The sequence below is a fragment of the Acetobacter pasteurianus subsp. pasteurianus LMG 1262 = NBRC 106471 genome (genome assembly GCF_000285275.1).
Classification (GTDB): domain Bacteria; phylum Pseudomonadota; class Alphaproteobacteria; order Acetobacterales; family Acetobacteraceae; genus Acetobacter; species Acetobacter pasteurianus.
Genome location: NZ_CADO01000139.1, coordinates 1 through 18229, shown reverse-complemented (window position 1 = coordinate 18229; position 18229 = coordinate 1). Strand labels below are relative to the sequence as shown.

The window sequence follows — 18229 nt, the reverse complement described above, 5'->3', positions numbered from 1 at the left end:
TGTTTTCTTTATTTTGTGTGTTCACCCCTTTTGCAGGAACCCGCGCCCATGCCTGAAAACGCCGCCCTTCCCCAACCCCTGCATGATGCCCTTTTACAGCTTCTGGGCCCTGCTGGCCTGCTGACTGCGGCTTCAGACATAGATCCGTTCTGCATAGATTGGCGCGCGCTTTATCATGGTAAATGCGCGGCTGTTCTGCGCCCGGCCAACACGGAAGAATGTGCAAAAGCCGTAGCCCTGTGTAACCAGCACAACGTGCCCATGGTGCCGCAAGGTGGCAACACAAGCATGGTGGGTGGCGCCACACCGGATGATACCGGTAAGGCTGTGGTGATTTCCACCACCCGCATGACGCGCATTCATGACATTGACCATGCTGATCTGACCATGACGGTAGAAGCTGGCGTAACGCTTAAAGCCGCGCAGGATGCCGCCGCCAAGGAAGGCCTGCTGCTGCCGCTTTCCATTTCATCCGAAGGCTCTGCTGATATTGGGGGCATTCTGGCCACCAATGCGGGCGGCAACAACACCGTGCGCTACGGCAATGCGCGTGAACTGGCATTGGGGCTGGAAGCCGTAATGCCCGATGGCAACGTGCTGAACCTGATGCGCAAGCTGCGCAAGGATAACACCGGCTACGCCCTGCGGCAGCTTTTGGTTGGGTCTGAAGGCACGCTGGGCATTATTACGCAGGCCATTATTCAGCTTCAGCCAGCTCCCCGCTCGCGCGAGACGGCTTTGTGCGCCGTGGCGGATGCCAAGGGTGCGCTGGATCTGTTTGCTGCTTTCCGCAAGCAGGACCCTTCTGCCATTCAGGCTTTTGAGTTCATGTCCGGCACAAGCATGGCGCTGGTGAACAAACTGATTGAAGGCGCGCCACTGCCACTCAGCGAACCCGCACCCGCCTATGCGCTGGTAGAGTTGGGCAGCCCACGTGGAGATGACAGCCTACGCTCTCTTATGGAAGACGTGCTGGGCACCGCGCTGGAAGATGGTTTGGTAACGGATGCCGTGCTGGCAGAAAGTGAAGCCCAGCGCCAGAGCCTATGGATGATCCGTGAGGAACATGCAGAAGCCCAGAAACGTGCCGGGGCGTCTGTTAAAAACGATGTGTCCGTGCCGTTGGCCGCTATTCCCACCTTTATTGATGAAGCCACCAAAGCGTGTGAAGCCCTTATTCCCGGTATTCGGGTGGCACCGTTTGGGCATATTGGGGATGGCAACATCCACTTCAACCTGGTGCAGCCCGAAGGCGCTGACCCCAAGGCATTTCTGGCGCAGGATCATGCCATGATGGACACTGTGGCAGCTATTGTGCGCAAACTTGGCGGTTCCTTTTCTGCCGAGCACGGCGTGGGGCAGCTTAAAACCTACATGATGCCCGAATGGCGTGGCGGTGCGGAGCTGGAAACCATGCGCCGGATCAAAAATGCGCTGGACCCCAAAAACCTGATGAACCCGGGCAAGATTTTTCCCGCAGCCTGAAAATAATATAATACTCTACACAAGAAAAAGGGCGGCCAATTCAATGGTCGCCCTTTTTATTACTTGAACAGATATTCCAGATTACAGAATTACCGGCGGATTTTTAAAAAATCCATAGCAGGATAACGCAACGCCAGCAGCTGCAAAACAAATGCAGGCAGCACAACAAGCCCCGGATCAACCCCAACCAGCACCATGGCGGCAAAGGTGAACACCGGTGCCAGGTTACGCTCCATACGTGCGCCATCTGGCGTGCCACACGCCATAAGAGAGCACGCGCCCCCTACCACCAGCAACGCAGCGGCAGAAGCGGCCCGGAACGGATGGGCCATCATATCTGGCACCAATCCGCCCTGCATGGTTTCCAGAGAGGACATATCGGATGACCACCCTGCCAGCCCAAACAAAAAGCTGAACGGCAGAATAAGCACGCCAAAAATATCCTTCAACAGGGCCAGAAAACCCATAACAAGAGGCGGCAGCAACACACAGGCCACCCCTACGGCAATATCCGCCACCAGCAACACCAACGCTGGCGTGACAGGAGGATTTCTCACGCAGAGTGTCTTTTTACAAACAGAAGCAGGATATTAGTCCTTCCACCACTTTACGGGCTGTGGTTCATCTTCAACCACTTCTTCTTTTGCCAGTTCATACTGGCGGCGCGGGCGGCCACGCGGCTTGGCTTCTACCTGCCGTTTCAGGCTGGTAATTTCTTCATCACGCTCTGCTACCAAACGGTGCGCAGCCCGCAACTGGCGGCCAGATTCAGCCAGTTCAGCTTCCTGCTCCGCCACTTTGGCCTTCAGCTCACGCACCATCATATCGGCGTGGCCTTTTTGGGTTTGCAGAGCACGCTGGGCGGCCTGCACTTCACCCATCTGGCGTTCCATGTCTTCCACACGCAGCTTTTCTTCTGCCACCAAACGGCGCAGACGAGAAACTTCGCTATTTTCTTCTTCAGAAAAATGAACAGCGCGAGATGTGGTGGGAGTGCGGGGGGCTGCAACCGTGCGGGGCGTAATACGGGCCAGAGAATGTTTTTCTACTGGCACTTCGCCATCACGCACAAATCTTCGCCGCTTGTTGCCTGTGGCATCTGCCGCAGGGCGGGGGGAGGACGGCGCAGAGCGCCCTTTGTGAGATGCGCCAAGCCGTTCCAGCGCATTGCGCATGGAGGCTTCTTCCAGCCCTTCATCCCGTTCTCTATCGGCATCCAAGGGTGGCATAAAAGATGTTGTGTTCATAAATCTGGAAGTCACTTTAAGAAAAATGGTCTGTTGATACAGTTCTTAAACATTCCATCAGCCGTTATATTCTGGCATTTGCCCGCGCGATACCCAACACGGTTCCAGCCACTCCTTCATGATGCGTTACAGCAGGCATGAGGGCACACATTACAAACGGACAGACAGAATTATTACACACGTTTTATAATGTGTTTTGGTTCTTACTGATTACTATTATCATGTCTTCCCTGCCATGTTCAAGCACAAGACAGGGATTTCATAAGGTTTTCTCTTATTTTTCAGGAATCCATACCAGATCGGTCTGCCCATCTGCATTAAAGTGACGCGCCAGAACAAAAAAGTAATCAGATAACCTGTTCATGATCTGTAGCAGAACAGGATTGATTGTTTCTTTCTCAGCCAGCGCCACCATACGCCGTTCTGCCGCACGCGCCTGTGTACGGGCCAGATGCGCCCACGCTGCGGGAACAGAACCACCGGGCAACACAAAACTGGTTAATGGCTTTTGGGCAGCGCGCAACTGCTCCACCCATTCTTCCAGCTTTAAAACGGCACTTTCCTGCATACGCTTGGCACGGGCTGCTTTTGGGCCTTCTTCTGGCTGGCACAAATCTGCCCCCATATCGAACAGCATGTTCTGCACGGCTGCCAGTTGGCCCACCACGGCGCTCTCTTGCGGGGCGTGGGCACGCACAAGGCCGGTTATGGCGTTTACTTCATCCAGCGTGCCCAGGGCCTCTATCCGTGCGCTGCTTTTTGCAACACGCGCGCCATTGCCCAAAGATGTCTGCCCTCCATCTCCACCGCGCGTCACAATTCGGTCCAGCCTGATGCTCATGTTTTAGATTTTCCTGCTCTCATTTTTGCATCTGTTCCGCCAGAATGCGGCGCACACTTTAGTAAAGGCCCATGCAGGAAATGGCCGGGCATGTTGCCTTTCCTGTTTTCCATTCCGGCGGCTGCGCCTATACAGCAGAACTTATGTCCTTTTCACTTCTTCTTCCGCGCCTATGGCGCATATGCGGGGGCCTTCTGGCCGCTACCGGCACCGTTATGGGCGCACTTACCGCCCACCTGCCAGATTCGGCCTTTGCTGCCGGTGGCCGCGTTATGGCCCATAGCGGCATGGAAATGCAGATGTGGCAAGGCATTGCCCTTGTTGCGCTGGGCCTTACAGCTAAACCTCAGGCAGGCCGCATCTTGCTGGCTGGCGGGTGCGGGCTGGTGTTGGGCACGCTGCTGTTTTGCGCGGGCGTGTATTACACAGCCTTTACGGGCCACCACGCAGCCCACGTTGCCCCAACCGGTGGCAGTTTGCTGATTCTTTCGTGGCTCTTGCTTTCCGTTGGCTGGATGTGCCGGGCATGAGCACCATTCGCACCGCATGGTTGGCCGCCGATGGGCTGACATCCGTTTTAGAAGCTGATCTGGCATGGCGCGGCGTAACAATTGACCGCTGGCATGGCCGTTTGGCCCTTTCCAGCAGCAAGCCTGTGTATTCCCCTTGGGCGCTGGATATCTGGCTGGATCCTCAGGTGGTGGAGATAACCTCCATCCGCAATGCCGCAGATACGTTGCGCGCCATCCAGCGGAACTGGAGCCTGTATACTATCGATCACTTTCGGCGTACCGCGCTGATCACAGACAAACTGCCCCCGGTTAAAGCCGCGCCACTGGTGTTTCCCACGCTGCCACCAACAAGCCCCTTGGGTGCGTGGACATTGCTGGACACCAACACGCTGCTTTTTTCTGCGCGCAAAACCAGCCCGTTTGTAAACGGCGCGCCACAGTTTGTAGAAAACCGCACTGGCCCACCTTCCCGCGCCTATCTGAAATTGTGGGAAGCCTGCACGCGCCTTGGCCGCTGGCCCACGCCGGAAGATCGTTGTTATGATCTGGGCGCCACACCCGGCGGCTGGACATGGGCTATTGCCAACCTTGGTGCACAGGTAACGGCATTTGACCGCGCACCGCTTGACCCCAAAGTGGCGGCCATGCCGGGCGTCTCCTTCCAACAGGCCAGCGCCTTTGGTTTGGAACCAGAAAAACTTCCTGGTGTGGACTGGATGTTTTCAGACATTATTGCCTACCCGCAGCGCCTTTTACGGCTAACACAAAACTGGATAGCCTCTGGCAACACAGACAACATTGTGCTGACGGTGAAATTTCAGGGTGAAACAGACCATGAAATTGTAGCCGCGTTTGAGGCCATTCCGGGTGGCAGCCTGGCGCATCTGGCCCATAACAAACATGAGCTGACATTTTTCTGGAACAAAACAGCCGCAGCCGAAAACAGGCCCACATTGGCAGGCACAAATCTTACGCAAGAAGACGCTTAAATACACACCGAATGTAAGAGTGACATGCCAAAAACCAGATAACACCCACTTTTTAGCAGGGCGTTATCTGGCCCGCCTGCGCCACCATTTTTCCAGCACCTGCACCAACAGAACAGCCAGAATAAAACAGCCCAACATCAGCCCGATGGATACTGCATTCTGGGTGCGGGCCTGCCCATCTCCTGCCAGAAGTTGCAGCAGATGTGTACCCACCTGCCCTCCTGTTGCAGAATCAAATTTTGGCAGCAGCGCCAAACCGCCACGCAAAAGGGCAATCAACACCACGGTCATTGCCACCGTGGCCAGTGTTTTCAGCGCCGTATAGGCCAAACCGGGTTGAGGTGCGGGCACGTAACAAATTACCGGGAAGAAGACTTACCGTGTTTGCGCATCTGCGCCTGATGCTGCTCGATGGAATCTTTCAGCCCCGGCACATCCTGCGCCACAATGGTATCTACATAGGTATTGTTCTTCCAGACCCAGCGGTCTGTGCCATCCACCACAATATCCTTCATGCCCCCGTGGGAGGTAGACATCAGCTCAATCGGCCCGCTGACGGAATCCAGAATCTTGTCCCAATCATTCCCGCGCTTGAGATACACGTCTGTTGAACACCCGGCAGAACCGCACAGGCTGGCAGATTGCACCTGCACAAACAGCGCCATGCTGCCACCACTGGTGCTGAGCGGGGCAGAGCCAATAAGCACCAATGGCCGTTCCTTATGCCGGGCGGCGGCGGCCATATCCTCGGCATTCAGACGGCGGGCTTCCTTGTCCAGCGATGTACCGGGTTGGCTTGTCAGCACAACCGGAGCGCCACCAGCGGGGCTGCGGGCTGCTGCTGCGGCATGGTGCGTGCGCTTGGATGTATGCGCATGCGTTTTGGCATGGCCCGTGGTTGTGGCATGGCCGGGATTAACGCAAAACAGAAACATAAAGCCAGTTAACGCCTGACACAGCACAACACGATGGTTCAAAAGTGCGCTCCTTCCGCAACACAGGATCATAACCTACCCCAGCAGGATACCCCGATCATGATAGAACATAACCAGAATAATACAGATACCCAAGTGCCAGAAATGCCCTGCCCCGGTCTTTATAAACATTACAAGGGCGGACTTTATACTGTGATCTGCACAGGCCGCCACAGTGAAACCGAAGAATGGCTTGTAACCTACCGCAGTGAGGCACGTGGAGATTACTGGGTGCGCCCCCTTGCCATGTGGCAGGAAAGTGTAAACGGCGTACCGCGCTTTACGTTGCTAAAAGCCACCAACGCGGCAGAAACCGGGGCATAAACGCCCCGGCCTTTTACAGGTTCATCAGCCGTTCTGCTGAGCCACCAGCTTTACCAGTTCGGCCACAATATCCGGGTCTGCCAGAGTGGACAGATCCCCCATATTTTCCAGATCATTCGCCGCAATTTTGCGCAGCAAACGCCGCACAATTTTGCCCGAACGCGTTTTGGGCAGATCCGGCACCACGTAAATTTTTTCTGGCACCGCATAGCGGCCCACGCCTGCGGCCACGGCCTTGTTTACGGCTGTGGCATCAAACGCGCCCTCCGCCTTGGGCACCACAAACACTACAAGGGCCTGCCCTTTCAGATCATGCGGCACGCCAACGGCGGCACTTTCCACCACAGCATGATCTTCGGCCACGGCATCTTCAATTTCTGCCGTGCCAATGCGGTGGCCAGATACGTTCACCACATCATCCACGCGGCCGGTAATCCAGTAATAACCGGTGGCATCCCGTCGTGCGCCATCACCCGAGAAATAATGGCCCGGGCATGTGGTGAAATAGGTTTTGCGGAACCGTTCGTGGTCCTGCCACAGCGTCATGGCCTGCCCGGGCCAGGATTGCGCAAGGCACAACAGGCCTTCGCCCTCGCCTTCAATATCCTGCCCTTTGGTATCTGTCAGCGTAGCGGCCACACCCGGCAAAGGCAGCCCAGCGGCCCCCGGCTTGCCTGCAACATTCTGGGCGCAGGCGGTAATCATCACACCGCCGGTTTCTGTCTGCCACCATGTGTCCACCACCGGGCAGGCATTGCGCCCTACTTCTGCATAAAACCACTTCCATGCTTCCGGGCTGATAGGCTCACCCACCGTGCCCAGCACACGCAGGCTGGACAGAGAGCGGCTTTGCACCACGGAATCATCCTCACGCATGGCAGCGCGAATAACCGTGGGAGACGTATAGAAAACCGAAACCTGATTCTGGTCTATCACATCCCACCAGCGGCCGGGCTGTGGCCATGATGGCAGGCCTTCATACACAAGAATGGTGCCACCATTTACCAGCGGCCCATACACAACATAGGTGTGGCCGGTAATCCAGCTTGTATCTGCCGTACACCAGAACACATCACTGGGTTTGGCATCAAACACCAGCTCCTGTGTGAAAGATGCCCACACCAGATACCCGCCCGTGCTGTGCACCAGCCCTTTGGGGCGGCCCGTGCTGCCGGATGTGTAAAGCAGAAACAGCGGATCACACGCGTTCATCACTTCTGGCAGGCAATCCGGTATTTCAAGCGCCACTTCTGCTGTGTAGGACAGGTCCCGCCCTTTTTGCATGGGCACATCAGCACCTGTTACAGGCACCACCAGCACATTGCGCACGGCACTTTGTGCCCCACACAATTTTATGGCCTCATCCATTGTGGTCTTGCTGGGGATTTTCTTGGGCCCACGGCGTGCCACATCTGCGGTAATCACCACCACAGCGCCGCTATCTGTCAAACGTTCTGCCAGACCCTCGGCAGAAAAACCACCAAACAGCACCACGTGCACGGCCCCAATACGGGCGCAGGCCAGCATGGAAATAACACCCTCTGCCACCATGGGCAGATGGATGGCCACGCGGTCTCCCTTTTTTACACCCAAACGGCGCAGCACATTGCCCAAGCGGCACACACGGGCATGCAGTTCACGGTATGAAAGTACCTCGCGGTGGCCGTCTTCCTGCCCCTGCCAGATCAGGGCGGCATTATCGGGCTGATACAGAACGTGCCGGTCCAGACAGTTTTCAGCCGCATTCAGTTGCCCGTCTTCATACCAGGAAATCCGCACATCACCGGTAAAGTCAGAGCGAGATGCGTGCATGGGTTGCGTATGCCATGCCAGCCTTTGCGCCTGAGCCAGCCAGAATTCCTCCGGATCACGTTGCGCCCGCTGCACAAGATCCTGATACCGATCAGAAACGGGGTTATCCGTTGCGGGGAAAAACGCATCTACCACTCTGTCTGGCCCTTTCGGCTTCTGTTGTTCTTGTTACGAAACAGAACTGGTTTGACCATATTGCACGCCTGCGTGAAAGACCCTGCACCGCATGAACACCAAATAAAGTGCGTTCATACAGAAAAAGGGCCAGCCACTTTGCGTGACTGACCCTTCCATCATGCCGTGTTCAGCGTGATCCGGCCTTATCAACAAAACCGGAATAACAGCCTTGTGCTTACAGAGAAGCCTTGGCCCGTTCCAGCACAGCCTTACAGGTTTTCTGACGCACTGGCAGAATAGCCATGGCAATGGTGTAGGTGCGGTTGTTGGCATGCAGCAGACCGGCAGAACCATTGGCGTAAGACATATTGCCTTCCTGCCCTTCTGGAACGGCGTTGGTCTTTTTGTTGTATTCCTGCAGCGTGCGCCAGCCGTCGTCGTAATCAACGTATTCGTTCTGCACACAGTAGTTCAGCAGGCCAGCATTTTCTGCCGGATCAATGGAACCAACAAAGCCAGACGGATCTACATCTGTCAGGCGGGACGTATCTCCGGCGCGTGTTACGGGCGCATCTGTGTTTTCCTGCGCATGGGCAGACACAGCAGCCCCTGCCAGCAGAGATGTGGTGAGGGCAAGCGCCGACAGGGCACGTACGGCAATCAGTTTCATTCAGAATCTCCCTAGCGGAATATGCCTCAAACTGCCCTGTATCTGCCCGAAAGATCAAGCAGCCCCATTGCGCACCCCGCACATGGCAGACCACAGATATATCAGGGTTTTTCCGCAACCCCTCATCCAGCGCTTACGTTACGTGTCCTATGCACCTGCCTGTATATAGCGCCAGCACCGCAAGCGCCGCCTGCCCGCTTATGCATGGCAAAGATACGAATATTGGTGAATCTGCCTCACTTTTCTCAATTCCACCACAACACGAAAAGTCGGATTTTTGTGAACTTCGCTGTTGCGCTTACCCCGGATGAGCGGGTAGTCCTGAGTGATCTGTGTATGTTATAACAAAGTACCCGACAGCTATTATTGACGGCTTCTTTCAGCCCTCACGCCAGATCACGATCTAGTGAGTGCATAGGCGAAGTGAGGCCACCTACTCAAATATACGCCCAACTTCCACCGAAGATTGGACAGCCAGCCAGCGAGCAGGGTACAACGTTAACTTGTATCGAAAAAGAAACGACAAGCGGGAATATCCAGGCATGCTGCCAGCCAGCCTTTTTGCAAAAACAGAAATAACAGGCCACGGCACCGCTTCTGAAGCCATATGCGATGCCCTGCGCCGCGCCATTCTGGAAGACCAGATTCAGCCCGGCCAACCCCTGCCGCAATCTGAACTGGCCAGTGGCTTTGGTGTAAGCATTATTCCTGTACGCGAGGCCCTGAAACATCTGGAAGCCGAAGGACTTGTCACCTTCATGCCCAACAAAGGGGCGATGGTGATTGGCATGAATGAGTCGGATATTCTGGAATACTCCCAGATCCGCGCCATTTTAGAGGAACGCGCCGCCGCAGAAGGTGTGCGCAACATGACACGCGTTGATTTTGCCCGCGTGGAAGATGCGTATGAAGCCTTTGTAGAAGGTGTGCATGGCCCTTCTGGGCGTATCCGCTCTGGCGCGCTCAACCGGGCTTTTCATAATTCCATTTACGCCTCGGCCCGCAGCCCCCGCCTGCTTGAAATGATAGAAGACCTGCACGTGCGGCTTGATCGCTATATCCGTGGGCATCTGGTGATAGAGGGCCGCAAGGATATTACAGATCTGGAACACAAGGCGATTCTGGATGCCTGCCGCAACCGCGATGCCGATTTGTGCGCCAAACTCACACGCGCGCATATTCTGGAAGCGGCTGCCATTTCCATAGATGTGTTCCGCAGCCGCAAAGCCGCAAAAACCGCCGCAACAGGCACCTGAATTCCCCTCACGGGAATTCATAAAAACCCCAGCGCTACAGGTCGGATTTAAAGAGCGGAACACCTGTGCATTTCTGGATAATATATTATGTTGCAAATCATATATTATCATGTCAGGAGGGAATAATCATTATGAAGCCAAAACTACCTGCACACATGGCAGGCCCGGTTCTGGCTCACCAATCCGGAATGAAAAGCCCATGTCATCCACAGACACGTTCGCTCCTGATTTTGCATCCCGCACTCCACTTCGGCAGGCCATCATTGAAGCCATGCGCCGCCCCGAAGCCCAGTGCGTGGAAACCCTGACACCAGATGCCACATTAACAGAGGCGCAAAACGGCTCTGTTGCCAGCATGGCTGCCAAACTGGCCGAAGCCCTGCGTGCGCGCCGCAGCCCGGGGCTGGTGGAAACACTGGTGCAGGAATTCTCGCTTTCCTCCACCGAGGGCGTGGCCCTGATGTGTCTGGCCGAAGCGCTGCTGCGTATTCCAGACGTTGCCACGCGCGATGCGCTGATTCAGGACAAGATTGGTGAAAGCAACTGGCTTTCTCATGTAGCACGCGGCAAGCCCCTGTTTGCCAACGCCGCCGCATGGGGGCTGGCGCTGACCGGCAAGCTGGTGACCGAGCATGATGAAGGCACGCTGGCCAGCTCTCTGCTCAACTTTGCCGAACGCACATCCAAACCCATTATCCGCAAGGCCGTAGATGCCGCCATGCGCCTGATGGGCGAACAGTTTGTGCTGGGCCAGACCATTGATCAGGCCCGCAAGAACAGCGCCAAACTGGAAGCCGTGGGTTTTTCCTATTCCTACGATATGCTGGGCGAAGCCGCGTTTACCGCGCATGATGCTGAACGCTATCGACAGGATTACATCAACGCCATCAACACCATTGGCCGCAGCGCAACCGGCAACAATGTGTATGACCGGCCCGGCATTTCCATCAAACTTTCTGCCCTGCACCCACGCTATGCCCGCGCGCAGTATGACCGCGTGATGGGTGAACTGCTGCCGGTTGTGCAGGAACTTACGCTGCTGGCCCGCAAATACGATATCGGCCTGAACATTGATGCGGAAGAAACAGAACGGCTGGATGTCTCTTTAGATATTCTGGAAGCCCTGTGCGCTACACCGGGGCTGGAAGGCTGGAACGGTATTGGCTTTGTGGTGCAGGCTTACGGCAAGCGCTGCCCCTATGTGCTGGACTACATTATTGATCTGGCCCGCCGCACCAACCGCCGCATTATGGTGCGTTTGGTAAAAGGCGCTTACTGGGATAGCGAAATCAAGAAAGCACAGGTTGAAGGTATGGCGGATTTTCCCGTTTATACCCGCAAGTGCCACACGGATATCAGCTACATTGCCTGCGCCCGCAAACTGCTGAACGCGCGTGATGTGATTTTCCCGCAGTTTGCCACCCACAACGCCCGCACGCTTTCCACCATTTACACACTGGCGGGGGAAAAGTTCGAGCTGGGCTCTTACGAATTCCAGTGCCTGCATGGCATGGGCGAACCGCTGTACAAACAGGTTGTGGGGGCAGACAAGTTCAACCGCCCATGCCGCATTTATGCACCTGTTGGCACGCATGAAACCCTGCTGGCCTACCTTGTGCGCCGCCTTTTGGAAAACGGGGCCAATTCCTCCTTCGTCAATCAGATTGGGGATAGCGCCATTCCGCTTTCATCCCTGATTGAAAACCCCATTGATGTGGCCCGCCGTTACACACCTTATGGCGCACCGCACACAGAAATCCGCAACCCGCGTGATCTGTTTGCGCCAGAACGTATCAACTCCGCAGGGGTGGATCTGGCGGATGACAAGGTTCTGTCCGCACTGGCAACCGGCATTAAAGATGCCCCGCAAACGTGGGAAGCCAGCCCCATGGTTGTGGGCGTGAAAAAGAAAGGCGCTTTCCGCCCCGTTACCAACCCGGCAGACCGGCGCGATGTGGTGGGCAAGGTCTCCTACGCCATGCCAGATGTTGTGACAAAAGCTGTAGATGCCGCGCAGAAAGGCCAGCAGGACTGGGCCAACCGCAGCCCGGCGGAACGCGCAGACATTCTTCAAAAGGCCTCTGACATTCTGGAAGAACGCACGGATGATCTTCTGGCACTTCTGGGGCGTGAAGCGGGAAAATCCCTCCCCAACGCCGTGGCGGAAGTGCGTGAGGCTGTAGACTTCCTGCGCTATTACGGTGCCACTATCCGGCGGGATTTTGATAACACTACCCACAAACCGCTAGGGATTGTGACCTGCATTAGCCCGTGGAACTTCCCGCTGGCCATCTTTATCGGCCAGATTGCCGCAGCCCTTGCTGCCGGTAACGTTGTGCTGGCCAAACCGGCGGAGGAAACACCCCTTGTTGCCGCCGTGGCCGTGGGCATTTTGCAAGAAGCAGGCGTGCCCCCCGCAGCCCTGCAACTGCTGACTGGTGAAGGTGACGTAGGCGCTGCCGCCGTGGCAGATGAGCGCGTAATGGGCGTGATGTTCACCGGTTCCACCACCGTGGCACAGATTATCAACCGTCAGCTTCTGGAACGGCGCACAGCCACAGGCCAGCCGGTGCCATTTGTGGCCGAAACCGGCGGCCAGAACGCCATGATCGTGGATTCCTCCGCACTGGCAGAACAGGTTGTGGCCGATGTTCTGGCCTCCGCCTTTGATAGTGCAGGCCAGCGCTGTTCCGCCCTGCGTGTTCTATGCGTGCAGGAAGATTGTGCAGACCACGTTCTGGCCATGCTGCGTGGCGCCATGCGTGAACTGCGCATTGGCAACCCCGCGCATCTTTCCTGCGATGTGGGCCCGGTGATTACCGAGGAAGCTGCTGCCAACATTACCGCGCATGTTAACGCCTTTAAGGCCCGCAAAGCCCCGGTTATGGCGCTGCCTGTGCCAGAAGCCTGCGCCAACGGCAGCTACGTGCCACCCACGCTTATTGAAGTGCTGAACATTCGGGAAATTGGGCCAGAAGTGTTTGGCCCCGTGCTGCATGTTCTGCGCTTTGAGCGTGACAAGCTGGAAGAACTGCTGCTGGAAATTAACGATACCGGCTACGGGCTAACATTCGGTCTGCACACCCGGTTGGATTCCACAATCAAAAGCGTGCTCTCTCAGGTCGAGGCTGGTAATCTTTACGTCAACCGCAACACCATTGGCGCGGTTGTGGGCGTGCAGCCTTTTGGTGGGCGCGGCCTTTCTGGCACCGGCCCCAAGGCGGGTGGCCCGCTTATTCTGCGCCGCCTGCTATCCGAAGCCCCAACCGTGGCGCAGATTGTGCGTGGCCGCACCACGCCAGAAATGGCGCAGTGGACAGACTGGCTGCGTGAAAAGGGTGAAAGCAAAGCCGCGCAGATTGCTGGCAACCTTGCACGCCTGCCGCTGGTGGGCGGAGAAATCATCCTTCCCGGCCCTGTGGGTGAGCAGAACATCTACCGCCTGAGCGCACGCGGCAACGTGCTGTGTGTGCCTATCACGCTGGCCGGGCTGTATGATCAGATCTCTCTGGCACTGGCTGGTGGCAACACCGCACTGGTGCTGGCAGAAGAAGAACTGACAGGATGGCTGGATAGACTGCCAGATATTCTGCGCCAGGCTATTCGCCCGGTTGCCAGCGCAACGGCCCTGCCCTGCTCTATTCTGCTAGGAGAAGATGATAACGCCATCTTCCGCAGCGCACGCAGAACACTGGCTGAAGCCAATGGCCCCATTGTTTCCGCCTTTGTAACGGGCGCAACATTGCCTTCTGTTGAAGTGGTGCTGGAAGAACAGTCCCGCAGCATCAACACCACCGCAGCGGGTGGCAATGCCAGCCTGATGACGCTGAACTAATCAGCTTACTCTGAATACACCCAGCCCTCGGCGTTTTTGTGCGCCGGGGGTTTTGTTTGTACGGTTGTGCCTCCAGCGTAGGGCATGGCTCATCTTACCAGAGATCATCTTTTCGTGAGCAGAGATGGTGATATAACGCGCATCCTTCTATTAAAAAATGCGCATAAAACCTCTCTTTTCATTCTTTTTCTTTAGAGGAGACATTATGACAGCCCGTACGGGACATGATGCCAAGCTGGTTATTGCCATTCTGATGGTTACAATGGCAATGGGCATGCTGGATGCCATATCCCTACTGCATCTCAAGATTTTTGCAGGGTATATGACAGCCACCATTATTCTTATGGCTGTTAACATTGCCACGTCTCAGGCCATTGTTCTTTCTGGCCTGGAGGCCATTGCCTGCTACTTTACAGGGGCCATTATTGGTGGCCGCCTGGTACGGCGAGAACGCCATACACGCCTTGTGGTGGGGGATATCCTGCTAGGTGTTGGCTGCCTTGTGGGGCTAGCCGCGTTTGTGTGGTGCGCACAGCTTAGAGGCGGCATTTACATTACGCTTGGCATGCTCTCGCTGGCCATGGGGCTGCAAACCTCTGCCACGCGCCATGCCAAACTACCGGATATGGTGCTGCCTGCTGCCACTATGGTGCTGCACGGGCTGGCCCATAACAGCACGGTGGCTGGTGGCACAAACTCTGGCACGTGGCGCAGATTAGCCGCTATTGCCAGCCTGTTTGTGGGGGCCGTCATTGGCACTCTGGTTTCTGATAAAAATGTTGGAATTGGTATTGCCGCGGCGGGTGCTACCGTTTTTGCGGCGGGTGGCCTGCTGCATTGGCGCCGCCACCCTCTTGCCCTGCATCTGGACAAAATGAGTATTCCCTAAACAACGGGAATACTCAGTAAATACAAAGCTCAGCCAGCTTTCTTGTTATTGGTGGCAAAGTAAACAGCCATAAGGTAGCACACCACCGAGCTGCCCATTGTTGCCAGAGCTGTCATCCGTTCGGATGGGTTGAGCAACATGGCCACGAACACCAGCACCACACCAGCAAGTGTTACGTAATTGCACAGCGGGAAAAGCGGCAGCGTGTAATTTTCTTCCTCTGTGCCAGCCTGCCGCGCTGCACGGCGCGTAACAATGTAAGATGTTACAATCAGGCTGTAGATCAGCAGGATAACGCCACCGCTACAGCTTAGCAGGAAAGCAAAGATGGTGCCCGGTGCCAGAATGGATGAGAAAGCCACCAACGTGCCCGCAAGGCTGCTGACGATAATGGCCTTACGCGGCACAACAGCGGCAGAGCTACGTGCCAGAAAGCCCGGAGCATCACCCTGAGCCGCCAGCTCTGTAAGAATGCGCGATGTAATATACATGGCGGAGTTCAGGCAGGAGAGAATGGCGCTTAGCACCACAATGCGCATCAGCAGCCCGGCACCGGGCACACCCATAACATCCATAGCCGCCACAAAAGGAGACTTACCGGCGACAATGTTTGTCCACGGCACCACAATCAGGATCATGCCCACAGCGGCCACGTAAAACAGTGTAATACGGCGGCCAAGGCTGCGGGTTACGCGGGCCACGTTCTTACCCGGTTCTGGAGATTCAGCAGCGGCCACTGTGGCAATTTCTGAACCCATCATGGTGAACAAAATGGTGGGAATAATAGAAAGCAGCGCCACAACACCGTGCGGGAAAAGCCCGCCATGCCCTAGCAGATTTTCCTTTACGGAAACGCCCGGCCCAAACACATGCGCCGCATACAAAAGGGAAATGGCAATAAAGGCGATAATGCTGAAAACCTTAATGGCGGAAAGCCAGAATTCACATTCACCAAAAACGCGTGGGGCAGCAAAGTTGATAAGTTTAAGAACAAGAATAAGCACAACAGAGAGCAGCCAAACCGGCAGATGCACCCAATCTTGCAACAGAATGGCACCGGCTATGGCCTCACTTCCCAACACCACCACCCAGAAGAACCAGTAAAGCCACCCTGCGGTAAAGCCCACCTTATCTCCATGTGCGGCGCGAATGTATTCCACAAAGGACCCGCGCCCGGGGTCCGCCACCACCATTTCCCCCAGCATGCGCATAACCAGGATAACCAGAAATCCTACCAGCAGAAACGCCAGCAGAACCGCAGGCCCCGTTGCTGCAATGGCAGCGCCACTGCCAACAAACAGACCAGCCCCAATAGTGCCACCCAGAGCGATCATGGCTATGTGGCGATTACGCAGCCCGTCTGCGGGTTTTCCCGCAGGAAGGGTCGTCGGTTCGGGCATCAGGAAATCCTTTATTCTTGTTGTCCTGTAAGTTTCTACCCCAAAACGAAACGTCTTGGGAAATTCTCGTTAGAAATGCTTGTAAAAATAGGCCTCCAGCACGCCTGCATGCCGCCCGATATTGTGCATGCGATACCCCGTTGGTACCCCTGCACGAGAAAGCGCACGCCCTGCCGGGCCACTAAAGGCTGTACCTGCGGCAACAGCGGCTGATGTGGTTTCGTCCAGCATATATTCGGCCGTAAAATCCACTTCGTTGGAAACATGGCGGCCCACGTTCTTCAGCCCCATGCCGGAGGGATACAGCAGGGAGAGATCGTAAAAATGGACACCCAGCTTGAGCTCATCCTTTTTACGGAACAGGTGCACAGGCGGCGTGCCTGTTAGGTCAAACTGATGCACTTCCAGATCAGAAAGCGGGGCCAGATACATGCCCACAATTTCACCCGGCCAGTACCCGCCATAGGTGTAGCGCTTACCATCATACAAAAAGAACGTATCGTAATTGCGCTTGACCGAACCTTCGGCATTCTTGCCGCCGCCAAACCGCGTGTACCGATAAAACAGATGCGGCTTCCACGGCAGCATGGAGAACGTATAGCCGGGTTCGAAAAACATGCCGTAGGCTTCTACAGATTTGTAGCCATTGCCTGCGTGGCTGTTCTGTTCAGATACAAAGTTTCCATAGAACGTAAAGTTCTTTGAAATTCCTAACGCCTTGACGGGAAACAACGTGCCACCCCAGCTTAAGGCCGCTACGTTCATGCCGTTACGATCTGCACGTGTAGAATAATCGTAATGAGATGACCCATCTGCATCACGCACATGGAAGTAGGTTAACGTTACATACGCCGCACGATCTGCATATGTAGACCCACCATGCCCACCGGGTTTGTTCTTGAACCAGGAGACATCAAACCCGACAAACTTGGTTTTGGGGCGATCGTATCCGCGGTCAATGTCGTTGTCGGAATTGCTTTCCAACATAAAGACATCCCCACGCACGGAATCACCTTCCAGCTTGATCACGCCGGGGCCAGAAAACGCATATCGCGGGGCATACCACCATGCGCCTCTATCCCCCGCGCTGTAGGTGCCTTTACCAATCAGGAAGCCATCATCCACCGCAAAGGCCTGCCTGCCGCCCTGCACTGTCAGAATCTGGTGACCACCCGCCATCTTGAGCGGCACTTCTACGCCCAGATTGGCTTCTTCCAGATAAATGGAGCGCGGCGTACCCGATGTTTGAGAAACTTCCTCCGCATCACCATCACCCAGCGTGGTGGCGCCAATAGCAGAAGCCTTGCCAATAACGGTAAAGCCCCAGCCTGTCTGCCAAGACCCCATAAGCATGGGCTTGCCGTAAAATTCGCCATACGTGCTGTTTTTATGGCGCACCAGAGCACCAGAGGATTTGGTGCCGTAAGACCCGGCGCCAAAGTTGGTATTGGGCAGGAAAAAAGCAGACCCACCAATATCCAACGCACCCTGAAGGGTGATGCCCTTAATGGAAACAAGCGTTTGTTCTGCCCGCACCTCCTCTGGTGCGGCAAAAGCAGCCAGACCGAGTGCGACTAAAGAACAGCTTGCCTTAACAAACCCGCGAGACCCGCGACATACTGAAGTGGCATGAGAACGCGCATGCCGGACAAAGGAATTACTCATAATCAGCCAGCGCCTGCATGAAGTTGAAACCCAGACGCACACGCACAAAAAAAGCGGTAAAGCCGTTTCTGTACAAAAATGGAGGGTTCGAAAAACCCTCTGGTTTTAGGTCTCTCTCTGTGATTCCCTCTTTTGTGTGATGATTGAGGGGATGGCTCATGACGCGGAAATCTCACAGAAGGGTTGTACATCGGGTCAGATTATGAAAAAGTC

At 55.6% G+C, this 18229-nt stretch carries 16 protein-coding genes; 7 read left to right on the top strand and 9 right to left on the bottom strand.

Features of this window, described 5'->3' with window-relative positions:
- Window positions 1-15: 15 nt before the first annotated feature.
- Window positions 16-1485, top strand: a complete 1470-nt coding sequence (locus APA10_RS12030; protein ID WP_003628450.1) for an FAD-binding oxidoreductase — start codon at window positions 16-18, stop codon at window positions 1483-1485.
- 89 nt (window positions 1486-1574) lie between these two features.
- Here the strand turns inward: APA10_RS12030 and APA10_RS12025 are convergent, their stop codons facing one another.
- The 3 genes from APA10_RS12025 to APA10_RS12015 form a co-directional block, all read right to left on the bottom strand.
- On the bottom strand, window positions 1575-2042 hold the full coding sequence (locus APA10_RS12025) for a hypothetical protein (RefSeq protein ID WP_003628451.1): 468 nt from the start codon (window positions 2040-2042) through the stop codon (window positions 1575-1577).
- 33 nt (window positions 2043-2075) lie between these two features.
- Window positions 2076-2732 carry a hypothetical protein gene (locus APA10_RS12020; protein WP_003628452.1) on the bottom strand — a complete coding sequence of 219 codons (657 nt, stop codon included), beginning with the start codon at window positions 2730-2732 and terminating at the stop codon, window positions 2076-2078.
- Window positions 2733-3006: 274 nt separating this feature from the next.
- Window positions 3007-3573, bottom strand: a complete 567-nt coding sequence (locus APA10_RS12015; protein ID WP_003628453.1) for a cob(I)yrinic acid a,c-diamide adenosyltransferase — start codon at window positions 3571-3573, stop codon at window positions 3007-3009.
- Window positions 3574-3644: 71 nt separating this feature from the next.
- Here APA10_RS12015 and APA10_RS12010 point away from each other — a divergent pair, with 71 nt between their 5' ends.
- The gene (locus APA10_RS12010) at window positions 3645-4103 is read left to right on the top strand and encodes a DUF423 domain-containing protein (protein WP_003628454.1); all 459 of its coding nucleotides are present in this window, start codon (window positions 3645-3647) and stop codon (window positions 4101-4103) included.
- The gene (locus tag APA10_RS12005; protein WP_035365468.1) at window positions 4100-5074 is read left to right on the top strand and encodes an SAM-dependent methyltransferase; all 975 of its coding nucleotides are present in this window, start codon (window positions 4100-4102) and stop codon (window positions 5072-5074) included. Before APA10_RS12010 ends, APA10_RS12005 begins: the two co-directional genes overlap by 4 nt.
- A 63-nt stretch (window positions 5075-5137) precedes the next feature.
- Here APA10_RS12005 and APA10_RS12000 read toward each other — a convergent pair whose 3' ends face one another.
- Window positions 5138-5425, bottom strand: a complete 288-nt coding sequence (locus tag APA10_RS12000; RefSeq protein ID WP_003628457.1) for a hypothetical protein — start codon at window positions 5423-5425, stop codon at window positions 5138-5140.
- Window positions 5426-5433: 8 nt separating this feature from the next.
- Window positions 5434-6009: a hypothetical protein gene (locus APA10_RS11995; RefSeq protein ID WP_174714313.1), complete on the bottom strand. Its 576-nt coding sequence runs from the start codon at window positions 6007-6009 to the stop codon at window positions 5434-5436.
- 99 nt (window positions 6010-6108) lie between these two features.
- Between APA10_RS11995 and APA10_RS11990 the strand changes: the two genes are divergently transcribed.
- Entirely contained in the window at window positions 6109-6372 is a 264-nt protein-coding gene (locus APA10_RS11990; RefSeq protein WP_231111123.1) for a DUF1653 domain-containing protein, read from the top strand.
- A gap of 24 nt (window positions 6373-6396) precedes the next feature.
- On the opposite strand, the gene acs is transcribed toward APA10_RS11990, so the two are convergent.
- Window positions 6397-8319 (bottom strand): acetate--CoA ligase, encoded by a 1923-nt coding sequence (gene acs, locus APA10_RS11985; RefSeq protein ID WP_003628462.1) that lies wholly within the window; start codon window positions 8317-8319, stop codon window positions 6397-6399.
- 217 nt (window positions 8320-8536) lie between these two features.
- The gene (locus tag APA10_RS11980) at window positions 8537-8971 is read right to left on the bottom strand and encodes a DUF4148 domain-containing protein (RefSeq protein ID WP_003628464.1); all 435 of its coding nucleotides are present in this window, start codon (window positions 8969-8971) and stop codon (window positions 8537-8539) included.
- A gap of 542 nt (window positions 8972-9513) precedes the next feature.
- On the opposite strand from APA10_RS11980, the gene APA10_RS11975 reads away from it, so the two are divergent.
- From APA10_RS11975 to APA10_RS11965, 3 genes are all read left to right on the top strand, one after another.
- Entirely contained in the window at window positions 9514-10227 is a 714-nt protein-coding gene (locus APA10_RS11975) for a GntR family transcriptional regulator (protein WP_003628465.1), read from the top strand.
- 109 nt (window positions 10228-10336) lie between these two features.
- Window positions 10337-14062, top strand: coding sequence for a bifunctional proline dehydrogenase/L-glutamate gamma-semialdehyde dehydrogenase PutA (gene putA / locus APA10_RS11970; protein ID WP_003628466.1), 3726 nt, complete (start codon window positions 10337-10339; stop codon window positions 14060-14062).
- Window positions 14063-14219: 157 nt separating this feature from the next.
- Window positions 14220-14951, top strand: coding sequence for a YoaK family protein (locus APA10_RS11965; protein WP_003628467.1), 732 nt, complete (start codon window positions 14220-14222; stop codon window positions 14949-14951).
- A gap of 29 nt (window positions 14952-14980) precedes the next feature.
- Here APA10_RS11965 and APA10_RS11960 read toward each other — a convergent pair whose 3' ends face one another.
- Window positions 14981-16351 (bottom strand): amino acid permease, encoded by a 1371-nt coding sequence (locus APA10_RS11960; protein WP_003628468.1) that lies wholly within the window; start codon window positions 16349-16351, stop codon window positions 14981-14983.
- A gap of 69 nt (window positions 16352-16420) precedes the next feature.
- Window positions 16421-18016, bottom strand: coding sequence for a hypothetical protein (locus tag APA10_RS11955; RefSeq protein ID WP_003628469.1), 1596 nt, complete (start codon window positions 18014-18016; stop codon window positions 16421-16423).
- Window positions 18017-18229: the final 213 nt, after the last annotated feature.